Origin of the sequence: Faecalicatena contorta (assembly GCF_003149105.1) — a bacterium.
GTDB classification, from domain to species: domain Bacteria; phylum Bacillota; class Clostridia; order Lachnospirales; family Lachnospiraceae; genus Muricomes; species Muricomes contortus_C.
Genome location: NZ_QGDS01000024.1, coordinates 14,069 through 32,449 on the forward strand (window position 1 = coordinate 14,069; position 18,381 = coordinate 32,449).

Annotated in this window: 17 protein-coding genes; 14 read left to right on the plus strand and 3 right to left on the minus strand. The window is 41.2% G+C overall.

Annotation, left to right across the window (positions count from 1 at the left end):
- Positions 1 to 39 precede the first annotated feature (39 nt).
- The 5 genes from A8805_RS20730 (at position 40) to A8805_RS20750 (ending at position 5,251) form a co-directional block, all read left to right on the plus strand.
- Complete coding sequence (locus A8805_RS20730; protein WP_109714645.1) at positions 40 to 1,062, plus strand: FecCD family ABC transporter permease; 1,023 nt, start codon at positions 40 to 42, stop codon at positions 1,060 to 1,062.
- Complete coding sequence (locus tag A8805_RS20735) at positions 1,062 to 2,075, plus strand: FecCD family ABC transporter permease (protein ID WP_109714621.1); 1,014 nt, start codon at positions 1,062 to 1,064, stop codon at positions 2,073 to 2,075. Before A8805_RS20730 ends, A8805_RS20735 begins: the two co-directional genes overlap by 1 nt.
- Before the next feature lie 11 nt (positions 2,076 to 2,086).
- Positions 2,087 to 2,920 (plus strand): ABC transporter ATP-binding protein, encoded by an 834-nt coding sequence (locus A8805_RS20740; protein WP_109714622.1) that lies wholly within the window; start codon positions 2,087 to 2,089, stop codon positions 2,918 to 2,920.
- Positions 2,917 to 4,641 (plus strand): ABC transporter ATP-binding protein, encoded by a 1,725-nt coding sequence (locus tag A8805_RS20745; RefSeq protein ID WP_109714623.1) that lies wholly within the window; start codon positions 2,917 to 2,919, stop codon positions 4,639 to 4,641. The genes A8805_RS20740 and A8805_RS20745 overlap by 4 nt, the downstream gene beginning before the upstream one ends.
- A 139-nt stretch (positions 4,642 to 4,780) precedes the next feature.
- Complete coding sequence (locus A8805_RS20750; RefSeq protein WP_109714624.1) at positions 4,781 to 5,251, plus strand: VOC family protein; 471 nt, start codon at positions 4,781 to 4,783, stop codon at positions 5,249 to 5,251.
- A 69-nt stretch (positions 5,252 to 5,320) separates the two neighbouring features.
- Here the strand turns inward: A8805_RS20750 and A8805_RS20755 are convergent, their stop codons facing one another.
- A complete protein-coding gene (locus A8805_RS20755; protein ID WP_109714625.1) occupies positions 5,321 to 7,909 on the minus strand; it encodes a bifunctional diguanylate cyclase/phosphodiesterase in 2,589 nt (862 codons plus the stop codon).
- A gap of 233 nt (positions 7,910 to 8,142) precedes the next feature.
- On the opposite strand from A8805_RS20755, the gene A8805_RS20760 reads away from it, so the two are divergent.
- Positions 8,143 to 8,772 (plus strand): DNA-3-methyladenine glycosylase, encoded by a 630-nt coding sequence (locus tag A8805_RS20760; RefSeq protein ID WP_109714626.1) that lies wholly within the window; start codon positions 8,143 to 8,145, stop codon positions 8,770 to 8,772.
- Positions 8,773 to 8,795: 23 nt separating this feature from the next.
- On the opposite strand, the gene A8805_RS20765 is transcribed toward A8805_RS20760, so the two are convergent.
- Together A8805_RS20765 and A8805_RS20770 are read right to left on the minus strand one after the other, a co-directional pair.
- Positions 8,796 to 10,643, minus strand: a complete 1,848-nt coding sequence (locus A8805_RS20765) for an APC family permease (protein WP_109714627.1) — start codon at positions 10,641 to 10,643, stop codon at positions 8,796 to 8,798.
- A 167-nt stretch (positions 10,644 to 10,810) separates the two neighbouring features.
- Positions 10,811 to 11,176: a DUF4180 domain-containing protein gene (locus A8805_RS20770; protein ID WP_109714628.1), complete on the minus strand. Its 366-nt coding sequence runs from the start codon at positions 11,174 to 11,176 to the stop codon at positions 10,811 to 10,813.
- A 272-nt stretch (positions 11,177 to 11,448) separates the two neighbouring features.
- On the opposite strand from A8805_RS20770, the gene A8805_RS20775 reads away from it, so the two are divergent.
- The 8 genes from A8805_RS20775 (at position 11,449) to A8805_RS20810 (ending at position 18,355) form a co-directional block, all read left to right on the plus strand.
- The gene (locus A8805_RS20775) at positions 11,449 to 12,690 is read left to right on the plus strand and encodes a [Fe-Fe] hydrogenase large subunit C-terminal domain-containing protein (protein WP_109714629.1); all 1,242 of its coding nucleotides are present in this window, start codon (positions 11,449 to 11,451) and stop codon (positions 12,688 to 12,690) included.
- Between the two features lie 139 nt (positions 12,691 to 12,829).
- The gene (locus A8805_RS20780; RefSeq protein WP_109714630.1) at positions 12,830 to 13,288 is read left to right on the plus strand and encodes a DUF3788 domain-containing protein; all 459 of its coding nucleotides are present in this window, start codon (positions 12,830 to 12,832) and stop codon (positions 13,286 to 13,288) included.
- A gap of 58 nt (positions 13,289 to 13,346) precedes the next feature.
- The gene (locus tag A8805_RS20785; RefSeq protein WP_109714631.1) at positions 13,347 to 13,955 is read left to right on the plus strand and encodes a DedA family protein; all 609 of its coding nucleotides are present in this window, start codon (positions 13,347 to 13,349) and stop codon (positions 13,953 to 13,955) included.
- A gap of 140 nt (positions 13,956 to 14,095) precedes the next feature.
- Positions 14,096 to 14,953, plus strand: a complete 858-nt coding sequence (locus A8805_RS20790; protein ID WP_109714632.1) for a DUF5685 family protein — start codon at positions 14,096 to 14,098, stop codon at positions 14,951 to 14,953.
- Positions 14,934 to 15,599 (plus strand): J domain-containing protein, encoded by a 666-nt coding sequence (locus tag A8805_RS20795; RefSeq protein WP_109714633.1) that lies wholly within the window; start codon positions 14,934 to 14,936, stop codon positions 15,597 to 15,599. Before A8805_RS20790 ends, A8805_RS20795 begins: the two co-directional genes overlap by 20 nt.
- Positions 15,590 to 16,123 carry a hypothetical protein gene (locus A8805_RS20800; RefSeq protein WP_109714634.1) on the plus strand — a complete coding sequence of 178 codons (534 nt, stop codon included), beginning with the start codon at positions 15,590 to 15,592 and terminating at the stop codon, positions 16,121 to 16,123. The genes A8805_RS20795 and A8805_RS20800 overlap by 10 nt, the downstream gene beginning before the upstream one ends.
- 283 nt (positions 16,124 to 16,406) lie before the next feature.
- Positions 16,407 to 17,612, plus strand: coding sequence for a glycosyltransferase family 4 protein (locus A8805_RS20805; protein ID WP_109714635.1), 1,206 nt, complete (start codon positions 16,407 to 16,409; stop codon positions 17,610 to 17,612).
- Between the two features lie 98 nt (positions 17,613 to 17,710).
- Positions 17,711 to 18,355 carry a PHP domain-containing protein gene (locus tag A8805_RS20810; RefSeq protein WP_109714636.1) on the plus strand — a complete coding sequence of 215 codons (645 nt, stop codon included), beginning with the start codon at positions 17,711 to 17,713 and terminating at the stop codon, positions 18,353 to 18,355.
- Positions 18,356 to 18,381 lie beyond the last annotated feature (26 nt).

Sequence of the window (18,381 nt, forward strand, 5' to 3'; positions counted from 1 at the left end):
GCTTTATAAATTTCTGAAAGGAACAAGATAACAATGCAAATGAACACCCAGAAGAAACCGCGTCATGGCATTGCAAGTTTTAGAATCTATATGGCGGCAGGGTTTGTCTTACTGGTGCTTATGTCGGCAGCTTCCGTTTCACTCGGTGCTGCCGACATGAGTTTGTCAACTGCCTGGGAAGCCATTTTTAAATTTAATCCGGCAATGACAGAACATCAGATTATCCAGACTCTTCGCATTCCCCGTACCGCAGCGAACATTATTGTAGGGGCCAGCCTTGCAGTATGCGGTGCAATTATGCAGGGAACTACCCGTAATCCCCTTGCAGATTCCGGGCTTATGGGCATCAGCAGTGGCGCCACTTTTGCCATAGCTATTTCCATGGCATACTTTCCTTCGGGAAGCTATGGAGGGAAAATGCTGCTTGCCTGTATAGGGGCAGCGGTTACTACCGGCATGACCTACTTTATTGCTTCTATGGGAAAAAGAGGAATGACTCCTCAAAGGCTGGTATTAGCCGGAATTTCCATTTCCATGCTGTTTGGTGCCTTCAGCCAGTATCTGTCCATTAAATACCATTTGGGACACGCATTGGCCTATTGGACAGCAGGAGGTACTGCGGGAGCTAAATGGGGTGAACTTTTGATTGTAGCCCCTTTCTTTGCTGTTGGTATGATTTCAGCGATTGCAATATCGCCATCGGTCACAGTTTTAAGCCTGGGGGAAGAAGTGGCAGCAGGCCTGGGGCTGAAAACAGGAACTGTGAAAGGGATTTCTACACTGATTGTTTTGGTACTTACAGGGCTTTCTGTTATTGTGGTAGGTCCGGTAGGCTTTATCGGGTTGATTACTCCCCATATGATCCGTCACATGATAGGAGTGGATTACAGATACATTATTCCTGCTTCAGCACTTTATGGCTCTTTGCTTACAGTTGTAGCGGATTTAATTGGAAGATTGATTAACAAGCCTTATGAAACCCCAATCGGAATTATTTTCTCTATAATAGGAGTTCCTTATTTTCTTTATCTTGCGAGAAAACAGAGGAGGGAGTTTGAATAATGAAGAAACAAAGATATACGATGAACCGTGGTATCTGGATGATTCTTATTATGACAGCACTCATGCTGGCCATTGCTGTTATAAGTATGAATTCGGGAAAAATGAATCTTACTCCCGGGGAAGTTTTAAATGTAATTCTTGGAAAAGGAACAGAAAAACAAAATTTGATTGTATTTGAATTCCGCCTTCCACGTATTATTCTGGCAGTTCTTGTAGGTATTGGAATGGGAGCATCCGGGTGCATTATGCAAAGTCTTCTGCGCAATGATATGGCAAGTCCGGGAACCCTTGGAATCAGTTCTGGGTCGGGGCTTTTTGTCTTGATGTTTATAGTGTTTTTCCGGGTGGAGGGAATGTCCTCCATTATTGCACTTCCCTTACTGGCCTTTATAGGAGGAATCACTGCGGCAGCAATTATTTATCTGCTTTCTTACAGGAGGGGAAAAGATATCTCTCCCACAGGCCTTATTCTGACAGGCGTTGCCTTAGGCAGCGGATACGGTGCTTTGACTACGCTGCTGACATTAAAGCTGGATCAGAATCAGATGGACTTTATCCAGCGTTGGAGTGCAGGCAGTCTATGGGGAGACAACTGGAATTATATTGCAGTTTTGGCACCCTGGATTTTAATATTATTTGTTTACACATTTTATAAATCACGAATACTGAATGCTTTAAATCTTGGGAATCAGACAGCTACAGGATTAGGAGTGGCTGTAAAACCTGAATTTTTGGGCCTGTCTATTGCAGCAGTGGCACTTTCCTCAGGCAGTGTGGCTGTAGGGGGGAACTTTTTCTTTGTAGGTATGATTGCTCCTCACATGGCGAGGAAACTGGTAGGGCCAAACCACAGGCTGCTGATGCCTGCTTCCTGCCTGACAGCTTCCATTGTTATACTGCTGGCAGATACCATTACCCGTACTGTCAGCCTTGGGTCAGATGTGCCTACAGGCATTATTATTACGGTGCTCAGTACTCCGTATTTTCTATATCTTTTGGCAAGGTCAAATTAAAGGAGGAGACTATGAACAGTATTACAACAGAACAACTGGATATTGCTTATGACGATACAATAATCGTAAAAGAATTAAATATGCAGATTCCCCATGGAAAAGTTACTTCCATTATAGGGCCTAATGGTTGTGGGAAATCCACCGTGCTAAAAGCAGTGGGACGTATTCTGAAACCTAAGTGTGGGATGGTATATCTGGATGGAGATGATATCCGGAATTTATCAACAAAAGAAGTGGCAAAGAAAATGGCGATTCTGCCCCAGACCCCCACTGCCCCCAGCGGATTAACGGTGAGCGAACTGGTAGCTTATGGGCGTTTTCCTCATCAAAAAGGGTTTGGAAAGCTTACCCCGGAAGATAAGAAAATTGTAAAATGGGCTTTGGAGGTTACCAAGCTGAGTGGGTTTGAGAACCGGGAGGTAGATACCTTATCAGGAGGCCAGCGGCAAAGAGTATGGATTGCCATGGCACTGGCTCAGCAGACAGACTTAATTCTGCTGGATGAGCCAACTACTTATCTGGACCTTGCCCATCAGTTAGAAGTGCTAAGTCTTTTATTCGAATTAAATCGAGACCAGAACTGCACGATTGTAATGGTTCTCCATGATTTAAATCTTGCAGCCAGGTTTTCAGATTATATGATAGCCATACAAAAGGGGAAAATAATAAAGCATGGTTCGCCCAAAGATGTAATGACTGCCAGGGTCCTTAGAAAAACATTTCAGATTGATGCGGTGATTGTACAGGAACCTCGCACAGGAAGACCTATTTGCCTTACTTATGATGTGCTTCAAGGGGAAGAATCTGTGACCGGATATCATAAAAAGGAGGGGGTAGCGGTATGAACACCGTAATACGTGTCCTGAAAGATGCCAGGAAATACTGGCTCCATCTTTTTATGGCTTTACTGGCTGTCATGGTATCTACCATTGCAGGATTTTATACGCCGTGGGCTCTTAGGGAACTGACGGGGCTGGCCGCAGGTGATACATCAGAATTTGAGATACAGGCTATGAAAATAGGAATTTTACTTTTAGCAGCTACTGTGCTGCAGACAGGAGGTTCTTCCCTTGCAGGATACTTGAATCATTATGCAGCACTACATTTTGTTGCAGACTGGAGAAGCCGTTTGTATGCCAAATTTCAATGCATGAGCCTTAAGTATTTTAACAACAGCCGGACAGGGGATTTGACAAGCCGGGTGATCAGTGATGCTATGGAGGCAGAGATGCTGCTGGCCCATGTGATCCCTGATTTTGTTGTAAATCTGCTGACCTTCTTTGGCGTTGGTTTTGTACTGTTCTTTATTAACGTGAAACTGGCAGTTGTAAGCCTGGTTACCATTCCCTTTCTTCTGGGGATTACTTTGTGGCAGGGAAAATACCTGGCACCTATCTGGCATCAGAATACCAAGGTCAGAGGAGAACTGTCCGGCATTGTACAGGACAATTTTTCTGGGATTAAGGAAATCCAGATATTTAATCAGCAGGAGAAAGAAGAAAAGAAGATTTCCCAACTCTCTCTTAAACATAGTAAAGTTTATTTAAGAGCCAGCTTTTTCTTTGAAACAACCTATCCTTTACTTGCATTTTTTACAGCACTGGGTTCTGTTGTTGTCGTGATTTTTGGAGGAAGATTGGTAACATCAGGGGAAGTCCAGGTAGGGGATATTGTGGCTTTTGTAATGTATCTGAGTATGTTTTACGGTCCCATTAAAAGTTTTTCCGGTCTTGTAGAGATGGCAGGAAATGCCTCGGCAGGCTGTCGGCGTGTGCTTGAAATACTTGATGAGACACCTGATGTAAAAGAAAAGCCAAATGCACAGAATCTTCCAAGGGCAAAGGGAAGCATAAGTTTTCGGAATGTATCTTTTTCCTATAATGACCAAAACTATGTATTAGAACATATTAATCTGGAAGTAGAACCAGGAGAGACGATAGCTTTTGTTGGAAAGACAGGGGTAGGAAAAACAACGATTGCCAGTCTCCTAAACCGTTTTTATGATCCCCAGGAAGGAAGTATCTATATTGACGGAACAGATATTAAAGATGTTACTTTAAAAAGTCTGAGAGATAATATCAGTATGGTTTTACAGGACACCTTTTTGTTTAATGGAACGATTTATGAAAATATTATTTATGGATGGAGAGAAGCAAGTAAGGAACAGGTACTGGCAGCAGCAAAGGCAGCCAATGCCCATGAATTTATTACAGAGATGGAGGAGGGCTATGATACGGTCATTGGTGAAAGAGGGGTCAGACTGTCAGGAGGACAAAAGCAAAGGCTTTCTATTGCCAGAGCCATCTTAAGAAATTCACCAATTCTTATTTTAGATGAAGCGACTTCAGCTTTGGATACCAAGACAGAAAAGGAAATTCAGCTTGCTTTGGATGAGATTTCCAGAGAAAGAACTACCTTTGTAATCGCTCACCGCTTATCGACTATTCGTCAGGCAGATAAAATTGTAGTATTGGATGGAACCAATATTGGAGAAATCGGAACTCATGAAGAGCTAATCTGCCAGGGAGGAATTTATGCAAAACTATATCAGGCCCAGGTATCTTAAATTACTAAATAAGTTGGATATAAACAGAGACATTCACCGTGATTATTTGATTGAATCATTTTATGATTTGTCGTAAAATAATATTAAACTTTATTGCCATGCGGAAAAATTTAATACACTTTTAAAAAGGAGGTAACAAATGAAAAAGATTGTACCATCACTATGGTTTGGTGATAATAACTGTGAGGAAGCGATTAATTATTATGTAAGCATTTTCCCCAACTCCGGAATACAAGAAATTGTTAAATACCCTGATGAAAGCCTTGATGAGCATTTTGAGGGTATGGAAGGCAAGATTATTACTGCTGAGTTTACATTGAACGGACAGAAGTATCTTGCTCTGGATGGTGGTCCGTATTTCCATTTTAACGAAGCCATATCAATGACGATAGAATGTGAAGATCAGGATGAGATTGACTACTTTTGGGACAAGTTATCCCATGTCAAAGAGGCCGAGCAGTGTGGATGGGTTAAGGATAAGTTTGGTTTATCCTGGCAGATAACGCCCTATAATATGGGGGAGTTAACAAAGACGGATGCTCAGGTTCAAGCCATGATGAAAATGAAAAAGATTATTATCAAAGAGCTTGAAGAAGCAGGTTCAATTTAGAAGGCGTTTAAAGCAGAGTCACTTTATAGTAGATTAAGGAATTAGGGCAAAGTCAAATCAGACTTTGCCTCATTTTTTAATAGGACTTTTTAACAGCTCTATTTCTTCTCCAGTTATTGGCCGGCTGAAGTAGTAACCCTGAATATAGTCACATTCAAAATCTTTTAATCTTTCGTGCTGCTGCTTTTCCTCTACCCCTTCGACTGTGATTTTTAATCCCAGGCAATGTGCCAGCCGTATAATATTTTCAATGAATGCATCCTTCTCATCTTTTAGGAAAATATCAACGAGAGATTTATCTATTTTTATCTTTTTTACCGGTATGTATGTCAGGTAGTTAATAGAGGAGTATCCAGTACCAAAATCATCCAGTGCAAGTTTCACCCCGATGGACAAAAAATCTTCGAATAATTTCATAGCATTCTCATTGTTATTTATGAAAATACTTTCTGTAATCTCAATTTCTATTAACTCCGGTGAAATCTTGTATTTATCCAGTAAGTTCTTTAAATAGCATACATAGCCTTTATCTTTTATTTGCTTACTTGAAAAGTTTATTGCGACAGGACGCAAATCTAATCCATGACCTCTCCATATTGCCATCTGTTCCACTACCTTTTTGGTTACAATGCGGCCCAGCGTCAAGATGATGTCTGTTTCTTCTGCTATCGATATGAACTGGTCAGGAGAAATGGCATGGTCTTTTAGCCGGAGAAGGGCTTCATAGCCGGCTATCATACCGGTTGCGGCCTTAACCTGCGGCTGGTACAAAACATAGAACCGATCATGTCTGCAGGCCTCGCTCAGGATACTTTTAATATTTTTACGGTTAATCATTTCATTTTTCATACCTGAATTGTAATAAAAGCATTCATTTTTGCCTGATTTTTTGGCTGTATACATTGCAAAGTCGGCATTTGAAATGATTTCGCTGGCTTCCGTTATACCTCCCTTGAAATAAGCTACTCCCATGCTCACTCTTATGTACTGTTCCTTCTCTTCAAAGATAATAGGCTTTGAAAAAACCTGTTTTATTTGGAGCATTAATTTACTGTCGGGTCCCGTTTCTATAGATTTTATAATTAAAAGGAACTCATCGCCTCCTAATCTTGAAGCATAAAAGCGCTGGTCCTGCATAAGATTCAGCAGGCGCCGGGATATTCCCTTTAAAACTGCATCCCCACAGGCATGCCCGTAGGAATCGTTAATTTCCTTGAAATCATCAATATCCATAACAATAACAGTACAATTTTGTTTTGTGGCAATCAACATATTCAGCATATCCATAGCGGAGCGTCTGTTTGGAAGCTCTGTCAGATAATCATGTTCCGCCTGATAACGAATAACTTCTTCTTTTGTTTCCAGATATTTTGTGTATTCTTGATTTTCCTTATACTGCTGTTTTAATTTTTCTTCCGTAACAATTAATTTACGATATGTTTCCTGTAATTTATCGTGGGATTCCTGCAATTCTTTTGTGAGACGGCTGCGCTTTAAATTGTCAATCAGCGTAATAAATATTATGGACAGGCATACGAAAACAAATAGAAATACCGGAATCATTACTCTCTCATATTTTTCAAAAATGGTCTGCTCTTTATTTACAATGACGGCATCCTGAGGGACTAGTGAAGGGTTGATGTTGTATTTTTTTAAAACCTGATAATCAAAGCAATATTGGCTTTCCCCCTTTATAACCACCGGAATATCGGCTACATTTGCTCCATTTAGAATTTCAACAACCATTGAGGCAGCTTTACGTCCCGACTTTTCATAAGAAACCGTTTTTCCGCCGATAAGCCCCTCTCCAATTCCAGTGGAACTAGAAACCCGGTATACCGGCACATGAGTATGTGTCACAATAAATTGGACACTTTCAGGTATCGTATACTGGTTTCCATCTACATCTTCAAAACTGCTCATATATATGAGGATACTGTCGCCTGATATTTTGTCAAGTTTTTCTCCAAACTCCTGAAGTGTATATTTCGATGAATTGATTCCTTCAAATTGATATTCAGGGTAATCATTTTTGGCCGAAAAAAATTGCTTTTCATCCCCCTGACCTGATAGGGCGCTGTCATATATTGCAATTATCTTTTTTCCCTTAGGCTGGAACTGAATTGCAATATCAATGGTATCTTTCAGGTATAGCTTTTCCACTGCACCTGTAATATAAGGGTTTGTCCCTGCTCTTATTGCGTAGTCTATATTGTTGATACAAAAGAAAACCATGGGTATTCCCTGAAATAACTCTTGCTGGTAAGTTTCTCCAAATTCCAGTGCCGCATCATCACCCAGTAATATGGCATCGTATTTATCCGTGTGTTTTAGTTTATAGCGAAGCGTTTGATAAAATAAATCCTCATTCTCTTTTTCAACGTATTTCTTCGTATCCATATATTCAATATCGAGCTGAATATTATGGTTGGCAAATCCTTCCTTGATTCCTTCTTTTTGTAGATCCACAGTTTCAAAGCTTTCACTGTAGGAACTAATAAAAAGGACGCGTTTTACAGAAGAATAATCTTTCTTGACAAAAGTGTTATCTTCTCTGTAAAAGAAAAAGTAATAAATCAACATTAAAAAAGTTAATACTAAAAAAATAGTTACAGCAATGCGCTTTTGTACTAGTAATTTTGCTTCTTCTTTTGTCATATACTGAAACTCCTACATATTTTAATGGATGCGGCACAAAGTCAAACGTTATTAAAAGATATTATAGCATAAACATGAAGCTGGCGAAAGGTTTCATTGAGCATTTAGAAACTTAGAATTTGAAAAAACACCTAAATATTTAGAGAGGGATTTACTAGTCCTGTGCTTATGATATATTATATATAAATAGGGTATACTTATTGAACAGAAAAAGGCTGCAGGGAGGTTTATTGATGGGAAAATTACCCAGAGAATTTTATAATAAAGATTCATTAATTGTTGCGAAGGAGCTTTTGGGAAAGGTACTTGTACATGAGGTGAACGGGCAAAAGATTTTTGCCAAAATTGTGGAAACAGAAGCCTATATGGGGGTGGAAGATAAGGCCGCACACTCCTATGGCGGAAGAAGGACGCCAAGAGTGGAGATTATGTATGGAGGACCTGGATTTTCCTATGTCTACTTTATTTATGGCATGTACTATTGCTTTAATGTGGTTACCAGAGAAGAGGGAACTCCCCAGGCTGTCCTGATACGGGCTGTTGAGCCGATGGGAGGGATTGAATTCATGGCTCAGAACAGATTTAAAAAACCACACCATGAATTAAAGAAATCTCAAATTATCGGGCTGACAAACGGACCGGGGAAATTATGTGGCGCCTTTCTGATTGACAAAGATCTGAACGGAGAGGATTTATGCGGCAGTAAGCTATACATTGAAGAAGGGCAGGAGGAGGAATTTGCGATAGTATCCTGTAAGCGGGTAGGGATTCCAAACACGGGAGAAGCGAAAGACTACTTGTGGAGATTTTATATAAAGGATAATAAATATGTATCAGTAAAAGATGAGAAGAATGTCCATTAAAAAAAGAGCCGAGGCTCTTTTTTTTAATGGCGTTCCACATTCCTTAAATCGTAATGGAAGGGAAGAACAATTGTAGATATATTTTTATGTTTGCTTAAATTATGACTGATAAAATATGTGGTCTGATTATGCAGTATATTATCATACCAATGATCTATTACAAATTTAATCGTAATAACAGAGATATTTTCCCCAGGTTTCAATGCTTTTTCCCTTTCCCACAGATAATCATCCATAGGTTTAATAATATCCCGGTAGGGTGTCTCGATAATCTTTAACTTGCATGGGATTTTAAGCTCCTCCCATTCCTTCCGCAAAGCCTCTGCATGCTCCGGATGACGGCAGATATGCAGGGCAGTGATATTATTGGAAATGGAATTTGCATAGTTTATAGCCTTTAAAAAGGGCTTGTTGATATCGTGTACCAACACAATACATTGTGTGGAGGATACCTTGTCATAAGGGTGAAAAATATCCAGCTTTAATTGTTCTGCAACAAATGTATAATGTTTATTAATGAAGTACATCAGGAACATCAGAAAAGGTATTGCAATTCCTAATAACCATGCACCATCTGTAAATTTTGTAGAGAAGACAATGACAGATACAACCAGTGTCACAATTGCCCCTACTCCGTTAATCCAGCATTTATACTGCCAGTTCTTTTCCTTTATTTTCCGCCATTTCAGAAACATACTGAATTGGGCTACGGTGAAGGATATAAATACGCCTACGGAATACAATGGAACCATTTTATGTGTATCACTTCCGAATCCAATAATCAGCAGGGAAGAGACGATATAAATGAATACGATTCCATTGGAAAAGCTTAGTTTTGTTCCCCTCGAAGAAAACTGCCTTGGTACATATCCGTCGTGAGCCAGTATATACAATAACTGGGGCAGTCCATTGTAAGCGGTGTTTGCCGCAAGAATCAAAATCAGGGAAGTAAACACCTGAATTACATAAAACATAAAGGTATGTCCAAAAACTGCTGATGACAGCTGGGATAATACGGTATGACCGTGAACAATACCCACTTTCAGGTTTACTGCAAGCAGTGAAATACCTCCGAAAATAAATATAATGATTCCTGCCAATGTACATAAAATCAACTTTGCATTTCGTGTTGCAGGATTTTTAAAACTTGGGACCGAGTCACTTACTGCCTCAATACCCGACATTGCGGAGCAGCCGGATGAAAAGGCTTTTAGTAAGAACAGAACCCCAATGCCCTGCAGTGTCTCCTTAGGAAATACTCCGGCCTGATATTCAATAGGATGAAGAGTACCTGTCACTATCTTAAAAAATCCAACAATAATCAGTGAGGCCATAGAGAAAATAAAAATGTAAGTTGGCAGCCCGAATATTTTGGACGCCTCTCTTGCTCCTCTGAGGTTGATCAGCGTAATTATGAAAACGCATACAAGGGAAATCAATACCTTGTGATCATGGAAAGCCGGAAATGCTGACACAAGGGCAGCCGTTGAAGAAGATATACTAACCGCAACGGTCATAATATAATCGATAATTAACGCAGCTGCTGTCAGCAGTGCAGCCCTGTTTCCAACATTTTCCTTTGCTACTGCATATGCGCCTCCGCCCTGAGGATAATGGTCTATAATCTGCGAATATGAAAATACTAAAATAAGCAGCAGAAGCAGAATGGGTATTACAACATAAGGAACAAAATGAAATGCTGCAACACTGGCAAAAGGTATTAAAACCAGCAGGATTTCCTCGATAGCGTAAGCGACTGAGGATACAGCATCACTGGCAAGTATGGGCAGCCCCCATAGCTTTGATAATTTTTCGTGTGCAAGCTCATTGTTCTTTAATGGTTTGCCTAATAAGACATTTTTAATGTTCACTTTGAAACCTCCAAAACCTATATTCAATTTTTTTGCTTTTGTATAGCAACTTAGTATATGAATTTTAATTACGTTTGTCAATATAGTTTTTTCAGAATACGGATAAACCTTAGCAGTTTATATATGGTACCTGAAGTACAGGTGTTTGATGTTCAAAGATTCGTCGTTTATACGGCTGAGAGACGGGAAACAGCCTCATCCAGTGTAGAAACGAAGAAAAAGTCTTTTCCGTGATTGCACTCATATATAAAGTCATGAAGCGGTTTACTGGTATAATGGGAATAGTCACCTATAATTGCCATTTTTATTCCATAGTTAATGTATTTTTGTAATACATCACCGGCAAGGCGGGTACTAAGTATAAAAAAATCATCACAGACAGATTCCTTATCCAGAATAATCCTGCTGCATTGTGTTTCATACGATGCAGTTGCTATTAAGTCCAGTGCGCTCTGTGTATCTGTAATTAACAGTTCCTCGCCGGTAATACGGGCCATTTCTATATTGTTGTTCAATATCTTTTCAAATTTCATTCTGTTTTAATCTCCTTTTCATCTATTTCTGAAGTGACTCAGCCACTTTCAGTAGTGCTATTATAACGTTTGGTGAGGTCCAAATCAATAAGATGTATTAGAATATTGTTTCACATAAGAGGAAATCTATGGTATTGTAAGAAAAATATATTCAATAGTAATTCCTATGCTGTAATAAAAAGCAATATTTCGTCCATAATATTCCTAATGTTAAGTTACATTTGTATGGCAGAGTAGTAACAATGTTTAATGAAAAACGGAGGAAATAACAGATGAAGACATTTGAGCAGCTTTACAAGGAAGTTTTGAATCATAAGATATCTTTGAATGATCCTCTGCCTCCGGAGTATCATCCCTATCATTTAGATTGCCTGCTGAATCCGCATAATTATGCACCTGTTGTCTTTAATGAATCCTGTGAAAAATGTGAATATGAGCGTGCTTGTCAAAACAGTTGTATTTTTGATGCAATTGATGAAGGGGAAGATGGAAAGTTACGGATTAATCCTGATTTGTGTACGGGATGTGAGGCGTGTATAGATGCCTGCCGGTCAGAAAAGATTACGGCAGGAAAAGATGCTCTTGCGGCAATGAAGGCCGTAAGAGAGGCTGATGGGCCTGTATATATGCTGGTTGCCCCCGCATTTCTCGGACAGTTTAAAAAGGATGTTACACCGGGGAAACTGCGTACTGCATTTCAGGCCCTGGGCTTTACCGGGATGGTAGAAGTTGCATTGATGGCTGACGTTCTGACCTTAAAAGAAGCCTTGGAGTTTGATAAACATGTTTTGGAAGTTGGAGATTATCAGCTTACCAGCTGCTGCTGTCCGATTTGGATTGCCATGATACGCAAGATATATCATGAACTGATGCCGCATGTTCCGGGAGCAGTGTCACCTATGATTGCCTGCGGCCGCATGGTAAAGCTGCTGCACCCAGATGCGGTTACAGTATTTGCAGGCCCCTGTCTGGCAAAGAAAAGTGAGGCAAGGGAGCCGGATATTGCAGGTGCGGTGGATTATGTGCTTACATTTCAGGAAGTGCAGGATATCTTTGAGGCTGCCGATATCCACCCCGAGGAGATGGCGGACAATGAAAAGGAACACTCCTCCCGTGCAGGACGGATTTATGCGCGTACCGGAGGAGTAAGTGAAGCTGTGCGGGAAACTACGTTGCAATTGCGGCCGGATAGAAAAATAAAAGTTCAGGCAGAACAGGCAGACGGAATTCCTGCTTGCCGTGAGATGATAAAGCGTATACAAAATAAGGAGACAGAGGCTAACTTTTTTGAAGGAATGGGGTGCCCCGGTGGATGTGTAGGTGGTCCTAAAGCAATTCTGGACCGTGAAGAAGGACGCAGATATGTCAATGAATACGGAGATAGTGCGTTATTTGCCACACCTCTTGAAAATCCTTATGTGATGAAACTCCTGGAGGAATCTGGGTTTGACAGAATAGAGGATTTAATTGAAAAAAGTGACTGGCTGGTCAGGGACTTTTCGGCAGATGTTTAATGCAGGTGTAAGGCATTTGAATAATAAGTATTGACAGAGGGTTTCTCATCTACTATGCTTGGCATAGAAGCTTGTGGTAAACGGAAAAAGGAATGGTTCAGGATGGACTTTATGCGCCGAAAAAGGGGGGACTCTTTCAATGAAATGGATTGACACCTACACAAAAGAAAATAAGCCGGAATTTAAAGAAATCAGCAATTATGTGGAAAGCCAGGTATGGGATGAACTGTGTAAGTTCATTGAAGATACATATATGGTTTTCCCCAGCATTGAATACAGCATGTGTTCGGGTGCGCCCGGATGGAATGTGAAGTATAAAAAGGGCAGCAGGGCATTGTGTACCTTGTATCCAAATAAGGGGTATTTTACATGCCTGGTGTCAATTGGTAGGAAAGAGGCCCCGGAGGCAGAGTTTATACTGAGTTCATTTAGTGATTATCTGCAGGAGCTGTACAAAAACACCTCTGTATTCAACGGCTCCAGATGGCTGATGATAGATGTGACTACTCCCCAAATATGCGGTGAAGTGAAAGAACTGCTTTCTATCAGGATTCATCCTCCAAAAAGAAAACAGGAGCAGGCGTCTGTGAAGGAATGATTTTCTAAACTCCTCATATACTTATGTAACAGATATATCATGAAATAAGGATGAGTATATGCAGGAATTTATAATTCGGATCATGGACCAGTTTGGCTATCTGGGAGTCTGTTTTCTGATTGCGGTAGAAAATATTTTACCTCCGATTCCTTCGGAGGTAATTTTGACTTTCGGAGGTTTTATGACAACTTATACGCGGCTGACAGTGCCGGGGGTTATAATATTTTCAACCCTTGGATCCACCATCGGGGCATTGGTATTGTACTGGATAGGAACTGCCCTAAATCCGGAGAGGCTGGATAAGCTGACAAAGGGTAAAGCCTTTCGGATGCTGGGATTTGAAAAGGCGGATATGGAGAAGACAATCGGGTGGTTTGATAAGCATGGAAAGAAGGCGATTCTGTTTGGACGGTGTATTCCGATTATCCGCAGTCTTGTGTCTGTCCCCGCGGGAATGGCGGAAATCAATATGCCTGTATTTCTGACTTATACAATTATCGGGAGTACAGTATGGAATATATTGCTTGTGTCCCTGGGAGCAATACTGGGGGCATCATGGGAAGTCGTACTGGTATACATAGCAAGGTATTCGGCCTTTATCAAAGCAGCACTCTTCATAGGGGTTTTATTCCTGGTGATTCGCCTCGTGAAGAAGAAAATCAGCTGACGCTTCGGCTGCATTGCCAAAATTTCTTTTCAACGTATATAATTGGTGTTATAATAACATGAATGCAGGCTTATTGAACTACGAATGTTCAATAAGATATAGTGAAAAGGAGAAATGTATCCCGGATACAGAAGAAATTTATGTTTGGCTATGTTATGATTTGTGAACCTGAGCTTAAAGTGAAGGATTTGAGAAAATATAAGGCATATTACTGCGGACTATGCAGGACCTTAAAAGAGCGCCACAAAAGTCTGGGGCAGATGACACTGACGTATGATATGACGTTTGCCGTTATTCTGCTGACTTCTCTGTATGAAAGTGAAACAAGGACTTCTTCCCATCGCTGCAAGGTGCACCCAGTGAAGAAACAAAATATGCTGCAGAATGAAATTACAGAGTATGCGGCAGATATGAATGTCCTTCTTGCCTATTATCATATGAAGGATGACTGGGAGGATGAAAAAAAGATAAGTGGTCTTGCCGGGAGGTATGCCCTGAAAGGGAAAGCAGAGAAAATTATTCGTTCTTATCCCCGGCAGAGTAATGTGATCCAGAAGGAATTGAGAGAACTTGCTGCCTGTGAGAAGGCCGGAAGTACGGATATAGACCAGACCGCAGGTTGTTTTGGGAGACTGATGGCGGAGCTGTTTGTATACCGGGAAGATATGTGGGAAGAGCGTCTCAGGAAGATGGCGTTCTTTTTGGGGAAGTTTATTTACATTATGGATGCATATGAAGATTTGGAAAAGGATTTAAAGTCGGGCAGCTATAACGCTTTGAAGGAGTTAAGCGGAAATAAGGATTATGAGGAGCGCTGCGGAGATATGCTCTGTATGATGATTGCAGAATGCAGTGCTCAGTTTGAGGGGCTTCCTTGTCTTTTAGATGTGGACATTCTCAGAAATATATTATATGATGGAGTATGGACCCGATATCGGAAGATACAGGAACAAAAGAAGAAAGACGAGGAAGAAAATCATGACGAAAAACCCATATGATGTATTAGGGGTATCTTCGAATGCATCGGACGACGAGATAAAAAAGGCGTACAGAGACCAGACAAGAAAATATCACCCGGATGCGAATGTAAACAATCCACTGGCTGATCTGGCAGAAGAGAAGTTTAAAGAGATTCAGGAAGCTTATGATATAATTATGAAAGAAAGGGAGCAGGGCGGTTATACCGGGTACGGTTCAGGCGGTTACAGCTACAGCGGCTATGGTTCTGGAAGTTCTCAGCAGAGCAGCAGCTCCTATAGCGGAGATCAGGACGTGGAGATACAGGCTGCGTATAACTTTATCAATTCCAGGCGTTATCAGGATGCGCTTAATTTGCTGAACCGGATGCCAAACCGTTCATCCCAATGGTATTATTTAAGCGCCGCTGCAAATGCAGGCATGGGTAATAATGTACTTGCCAGGGAGCATGCAGGCCAGGCGGTAAACATGGAACCCAATAATCCACAATACCGTCAGCTTCTGAGCCAGCTTGATTGGAACAGCCGGAGATACCAGAACAGCCCATATGGCGGAGGGTACGGCGCGGGGAACTCTTCCTGCGGTACGGGAAACCTGTGCTGTGATTTATGGTGTGCGGATACGTTATGTGAATGTATGGGAGGAGACCTTTGTTCATGCATGTAAAAGCAAAGAAAGTGGCTTTCGGGGGTTTACTTCTTGCACTGACCATCGTATGTATGGCGCTGGGCAGTGTGATAGAGACAAATACGTTATTTCTGCTGGCAGCAGCATCCTACTTTGTAGGAATCATTATCTGTGAGATGGGAATAAGGATGGGGCTGGCATTTTACCTTGCGGCAGTGCTGCTGGGATTTCTGCTGGCGCCGAATAAATTGTATGTGATTTCCTTTGCAGCCATGGGCTTTTATATTCTTGCCATAGAGTTTGCCTGGAATCTGCTTGGCAGGACTCAGGAGAAAATCAACAGGAGGGTCTTGTTTTGGGGCGTGAAATATCTGATATTTAATCTGTTATATCTCCCCATGCTCCTTTTTTTCCAGCAGCTTCTATTCGGCAGAAGCCTGCCTCTTTTATGGCTGGTTGGTGCGATTGCTGCGGGACAGGTGGGGCTGTGGATTTATGATAAGGCATATGAGTATGTGCAGCAGCATATCTGGGGAAAATTCAGAGGAAGATTTTTAGCATAAGCAGTGGACATTAGGGTTCTGCGGTCTGTGCACTTTTATACAAAACCCAACACATCAGGGAATATGCGTCTTCACGGGCGGTTATTCCCTGATGTTTCTTATGTAATAGGAAAGTGCTTTTCCTATTACATAAAAACCCTCCGGGGGATGTGCACTGCGGCGTAAGCGGTAGATGTCGCTATGTGACCAACCCAGGCGCAAGAGTTTGCTTTGAAAACTCTTTGTTCTTCAGAGTAACCGTATTAGAAAATCAGTATTAGGATAAACAAACAGGAGACAAGAGATGAAGATTTTGAGCGTATCTGCGCAGAAGCCTGACAGCACAGGAAGCGGTATTTATTTGACTGAACTGGTAAGAGGATTTGATAAGCTTGGAAGCATGCAGGCTGTATCAGCAGGTGTATATAAAGAGGATTTGATAGGATTACCGAAATGCGTTCAGTTTTATCCGGTTTATTACGGCACAGATGAGCTGACCTTTGCGATTCCCGGTATGTCAGATGAGATGCCATATGAAAGTACCGTTTATAGAGAAATGACAGAATATATGGTTGAAAAGTTTCGGACCACAGCCATGAGACAGATAAGCAAAGCTGTGAAAGAATTTGAACCGGATGTTATTTTATGCCACCACCTTTATCTATTGACAGCCTGGATCAGGGAGGCTTTTCCAAACCACAAAGTAGCGGGTATCTGTCATGGAACTGATTTAAGGCAAATGTTGAAAACGGATCTTAGGCGGGACTATATAAAAAGACAAATACAGAAGCTGGATATCGTATTTGCCCTTCAAGAGGAATTGAAAGAGAAAATAAAGAGGGTTTATGGCTGCTGCTCCAAAAATATCCACGTGGTTGGAGTTGGATATAATGATCAGATATTTTATATGGCAGAAGGGAAGGAAGAGCAGAAAAAAGAAGGAAGGACAGAGCTTATTTTTGCAGGAAAGCTGGCGGAAAAAAAGGGCGTCATGAGTTTGATCAGAAGCCTTGAACATTTAGACTATAGGGAATCAGGGCTGGTGCTTAAGCTGGCAGGGGGATATGGGAATCAGAGGGAATACGAAGAAATCTGCCGTCTCGCAGCGCTGTGCAAATATCCGGTACACATACTGGGGAAACTGCCCCAGGAGGAGTTAGCAGCAGAGTTTAGGAGGAGTGATGTTTTTGTACTGCCATCTTTTTATGAAGGATTGCCCCTTGTTTTGGTAGAGGCGCTGGCATGCGGTCTGAAAGTCGTGTCGACAGATCTGCCGGGAATCCGGCCATGGCTGAACCATCATGTTCCGGGAAATGGCATTTCATTTGTGGAGCCGCCCAGAATGGAAAATGCAGATGATGTACCTGCAGAGGAACTTTCTGGATTTGAACAACGTCTGGCAGCATCTGTTATGAAAGCAGTGAATCAGGATACAGCCGAAGTCCGGCTGAATCATCTCTCGTGGGAATCGGTAAGCCAATGTATTTGGGAAAAACTCTGCGATTTATAGATGACGGCTATAAGTACGGCATGTTTATTAAAAAAATCAATTAGCAATGAAAGTTGAATGATGATACGATTTATGCATAAACGGTAGGAGGAGTTCAAATGTTTATAGATCTTCACATGCATGAGATGACGTATTCAAAAGACAGTTTTCTTGCTCTTGAAGAGATTGTAAATATAGCAAAAGCCAGAGGGCTGCAGGGTATCTGTATTACAGATCATGACAGTATGGGGCTTAAGGAATATGCTGCACAGTATTCAGAAAAAAGTGGTTTCCCGATTTTTGTTGGAATAGAGTATTTTTCACTCCAGGGAGATATAGTAGCCTTTGGAATTGAGGAATATCCGAAAGAGCGGATTGATGCTCAGGAATTCATTTCCTATGTAAAGAAACAGGGCGGTATTTGTTTCAGTGCCCATCCATTCAGAAATAATAATCGTGGACTGGGGGAGAAACTCAGTGAGATGAGAGGTCTTGACGGAGTGGAAGTATTAAACGGCAGTACTGATATGGAGGCAAATCAAAAAGCAGCTGATTATGCAAATCGGTTTGGACTTGTGACGGTAGGAGCAAGCGATTGTCATGTTCCTGAAAAAGTAGGCGTTTATGCAACTTATTTTCCGGAAGAAGTAAAGACATTAGAAGAATTTATTACAGTATTTAAAAAAGGAGGCTGCATGCCGGCCTATTACGAACACGGAAAATATTATGTATGGAATATGCGTGAGCATGCTGCAGCGATGTAATATCTTATTGAACTACTAACGTTCAA

Excerpts from the sequence above, each read along its gene's own strand:
- A8805_RS20730 (WP_109714645.1), top strand. The coding sequence starts at position 40 with ATGAACACCCAGAAGAAACCGCGTCATGGCATTGCAAGTTTTAGAATC.
- A8805_RS20735 (WP_109714621.1), top strand. The coding sequence starts at position 1,062 with ATGAAGAAACAAAGATATACGATGAACCGTGGTATCTGGATGATTCTT.
- A8805_RS20740 (WP_109714622.1), top strand. The coding sequence starts at position 2,087 with ATGAACAGTATTACAACAGAACAACTGGATATTGCTTATGACGATACA.
- A8805_RS20745 (WP_109714623.1), top strand. The coding sequence starts at position 2,917 with ATGAACACCGTAATACGTGTCCTGAAAGATGCCAGGAAATACTGGCTC.
- A8805_RS20750 (WP_109714624.1), top strand. The coding sequence starts at position 4,781 with ATGAAAAAGATTGTACCATCACTATGGTTTGGTGATAATAACTGTGAG.
- A8805_RS20755 (WP_109714625.1), bottom strand. The coding sequence starts at position 7,909 with ATGACAAAAGAAGAAGCAAAATTACTAGTACAAAAGCGCATTGCTGTA.
- A8805_RS20760 (WP_109714626.1), top strand. The coding sequence starts at position 8,143 with ATGGGAAAATTACCCAGAGAATTTTATAATAAAGATTCATTAATTGTT.
- A8805_RS20770 (WP_109714628.1), bottom strand. The coding sequence starts at position 11,176 with ATGAAATTTGAAAAGATATTGAACAACAATATAGAAATGGCCCGTATT.
- A8805_RS20775 (WP_109714629.1), top strand. The coding sequence starts at position 11,449 with ATGAAGACATTTGAGCAGCTTTACAAGGAAGTTTTGAATCATAAGATA.
- A8805_RS20780 (WP_109714630.1), top strand. The coding sequence starts at position 12,830 with ATGAAATGGATTGACACCTACACAAAAGAAAATAAGCCGGAATTTAAA.
- A8805_RS20785 (WP_109714631.1), top strand. The coding sequence starts at position 13,347 with ATGCAGGAATTTATAATTCGGATCATGGACCAGTTTGGCTATCTGGGA.
- A8805_RS20790 (WP_109714632.1), top strand. The coding sequence starts at position 14,096 with ATGTTTGGCTATGTTATGATTTGTGAACCTGAGCTTAAAGTGAAGGAT.
- A8805_RS20795 (WP_109714633.1), top strand. The coding sequence starts at position 14,934 with ATGACGAAAAACCCATATGATGTATTAGGGGTATCTTCGAATGCATCG.
- A8805_RS20800 (WP_109714634.1), top strand. The coding sequence starts at position 15,590 with ATGCATGTAAAAGCAAAGAAAGTGGCTTTCGGGGGTTTACTTCTTGCA.
- A8805_RS20805 (WP_109714635.1), top strand. The coding sequence starts at position 16,407 with ATGAAGATTTTGAGCGTATCTGCGCAGAAGCCTGACAGCACAGGAAGC.
- A8805_RS20810 (WP_109714636.1), top strand. The coding sequence starts at position 17,711 with ATGTTTATAGATCTTCACATGCATGAGATGACGTATTCAAAAGACAGT.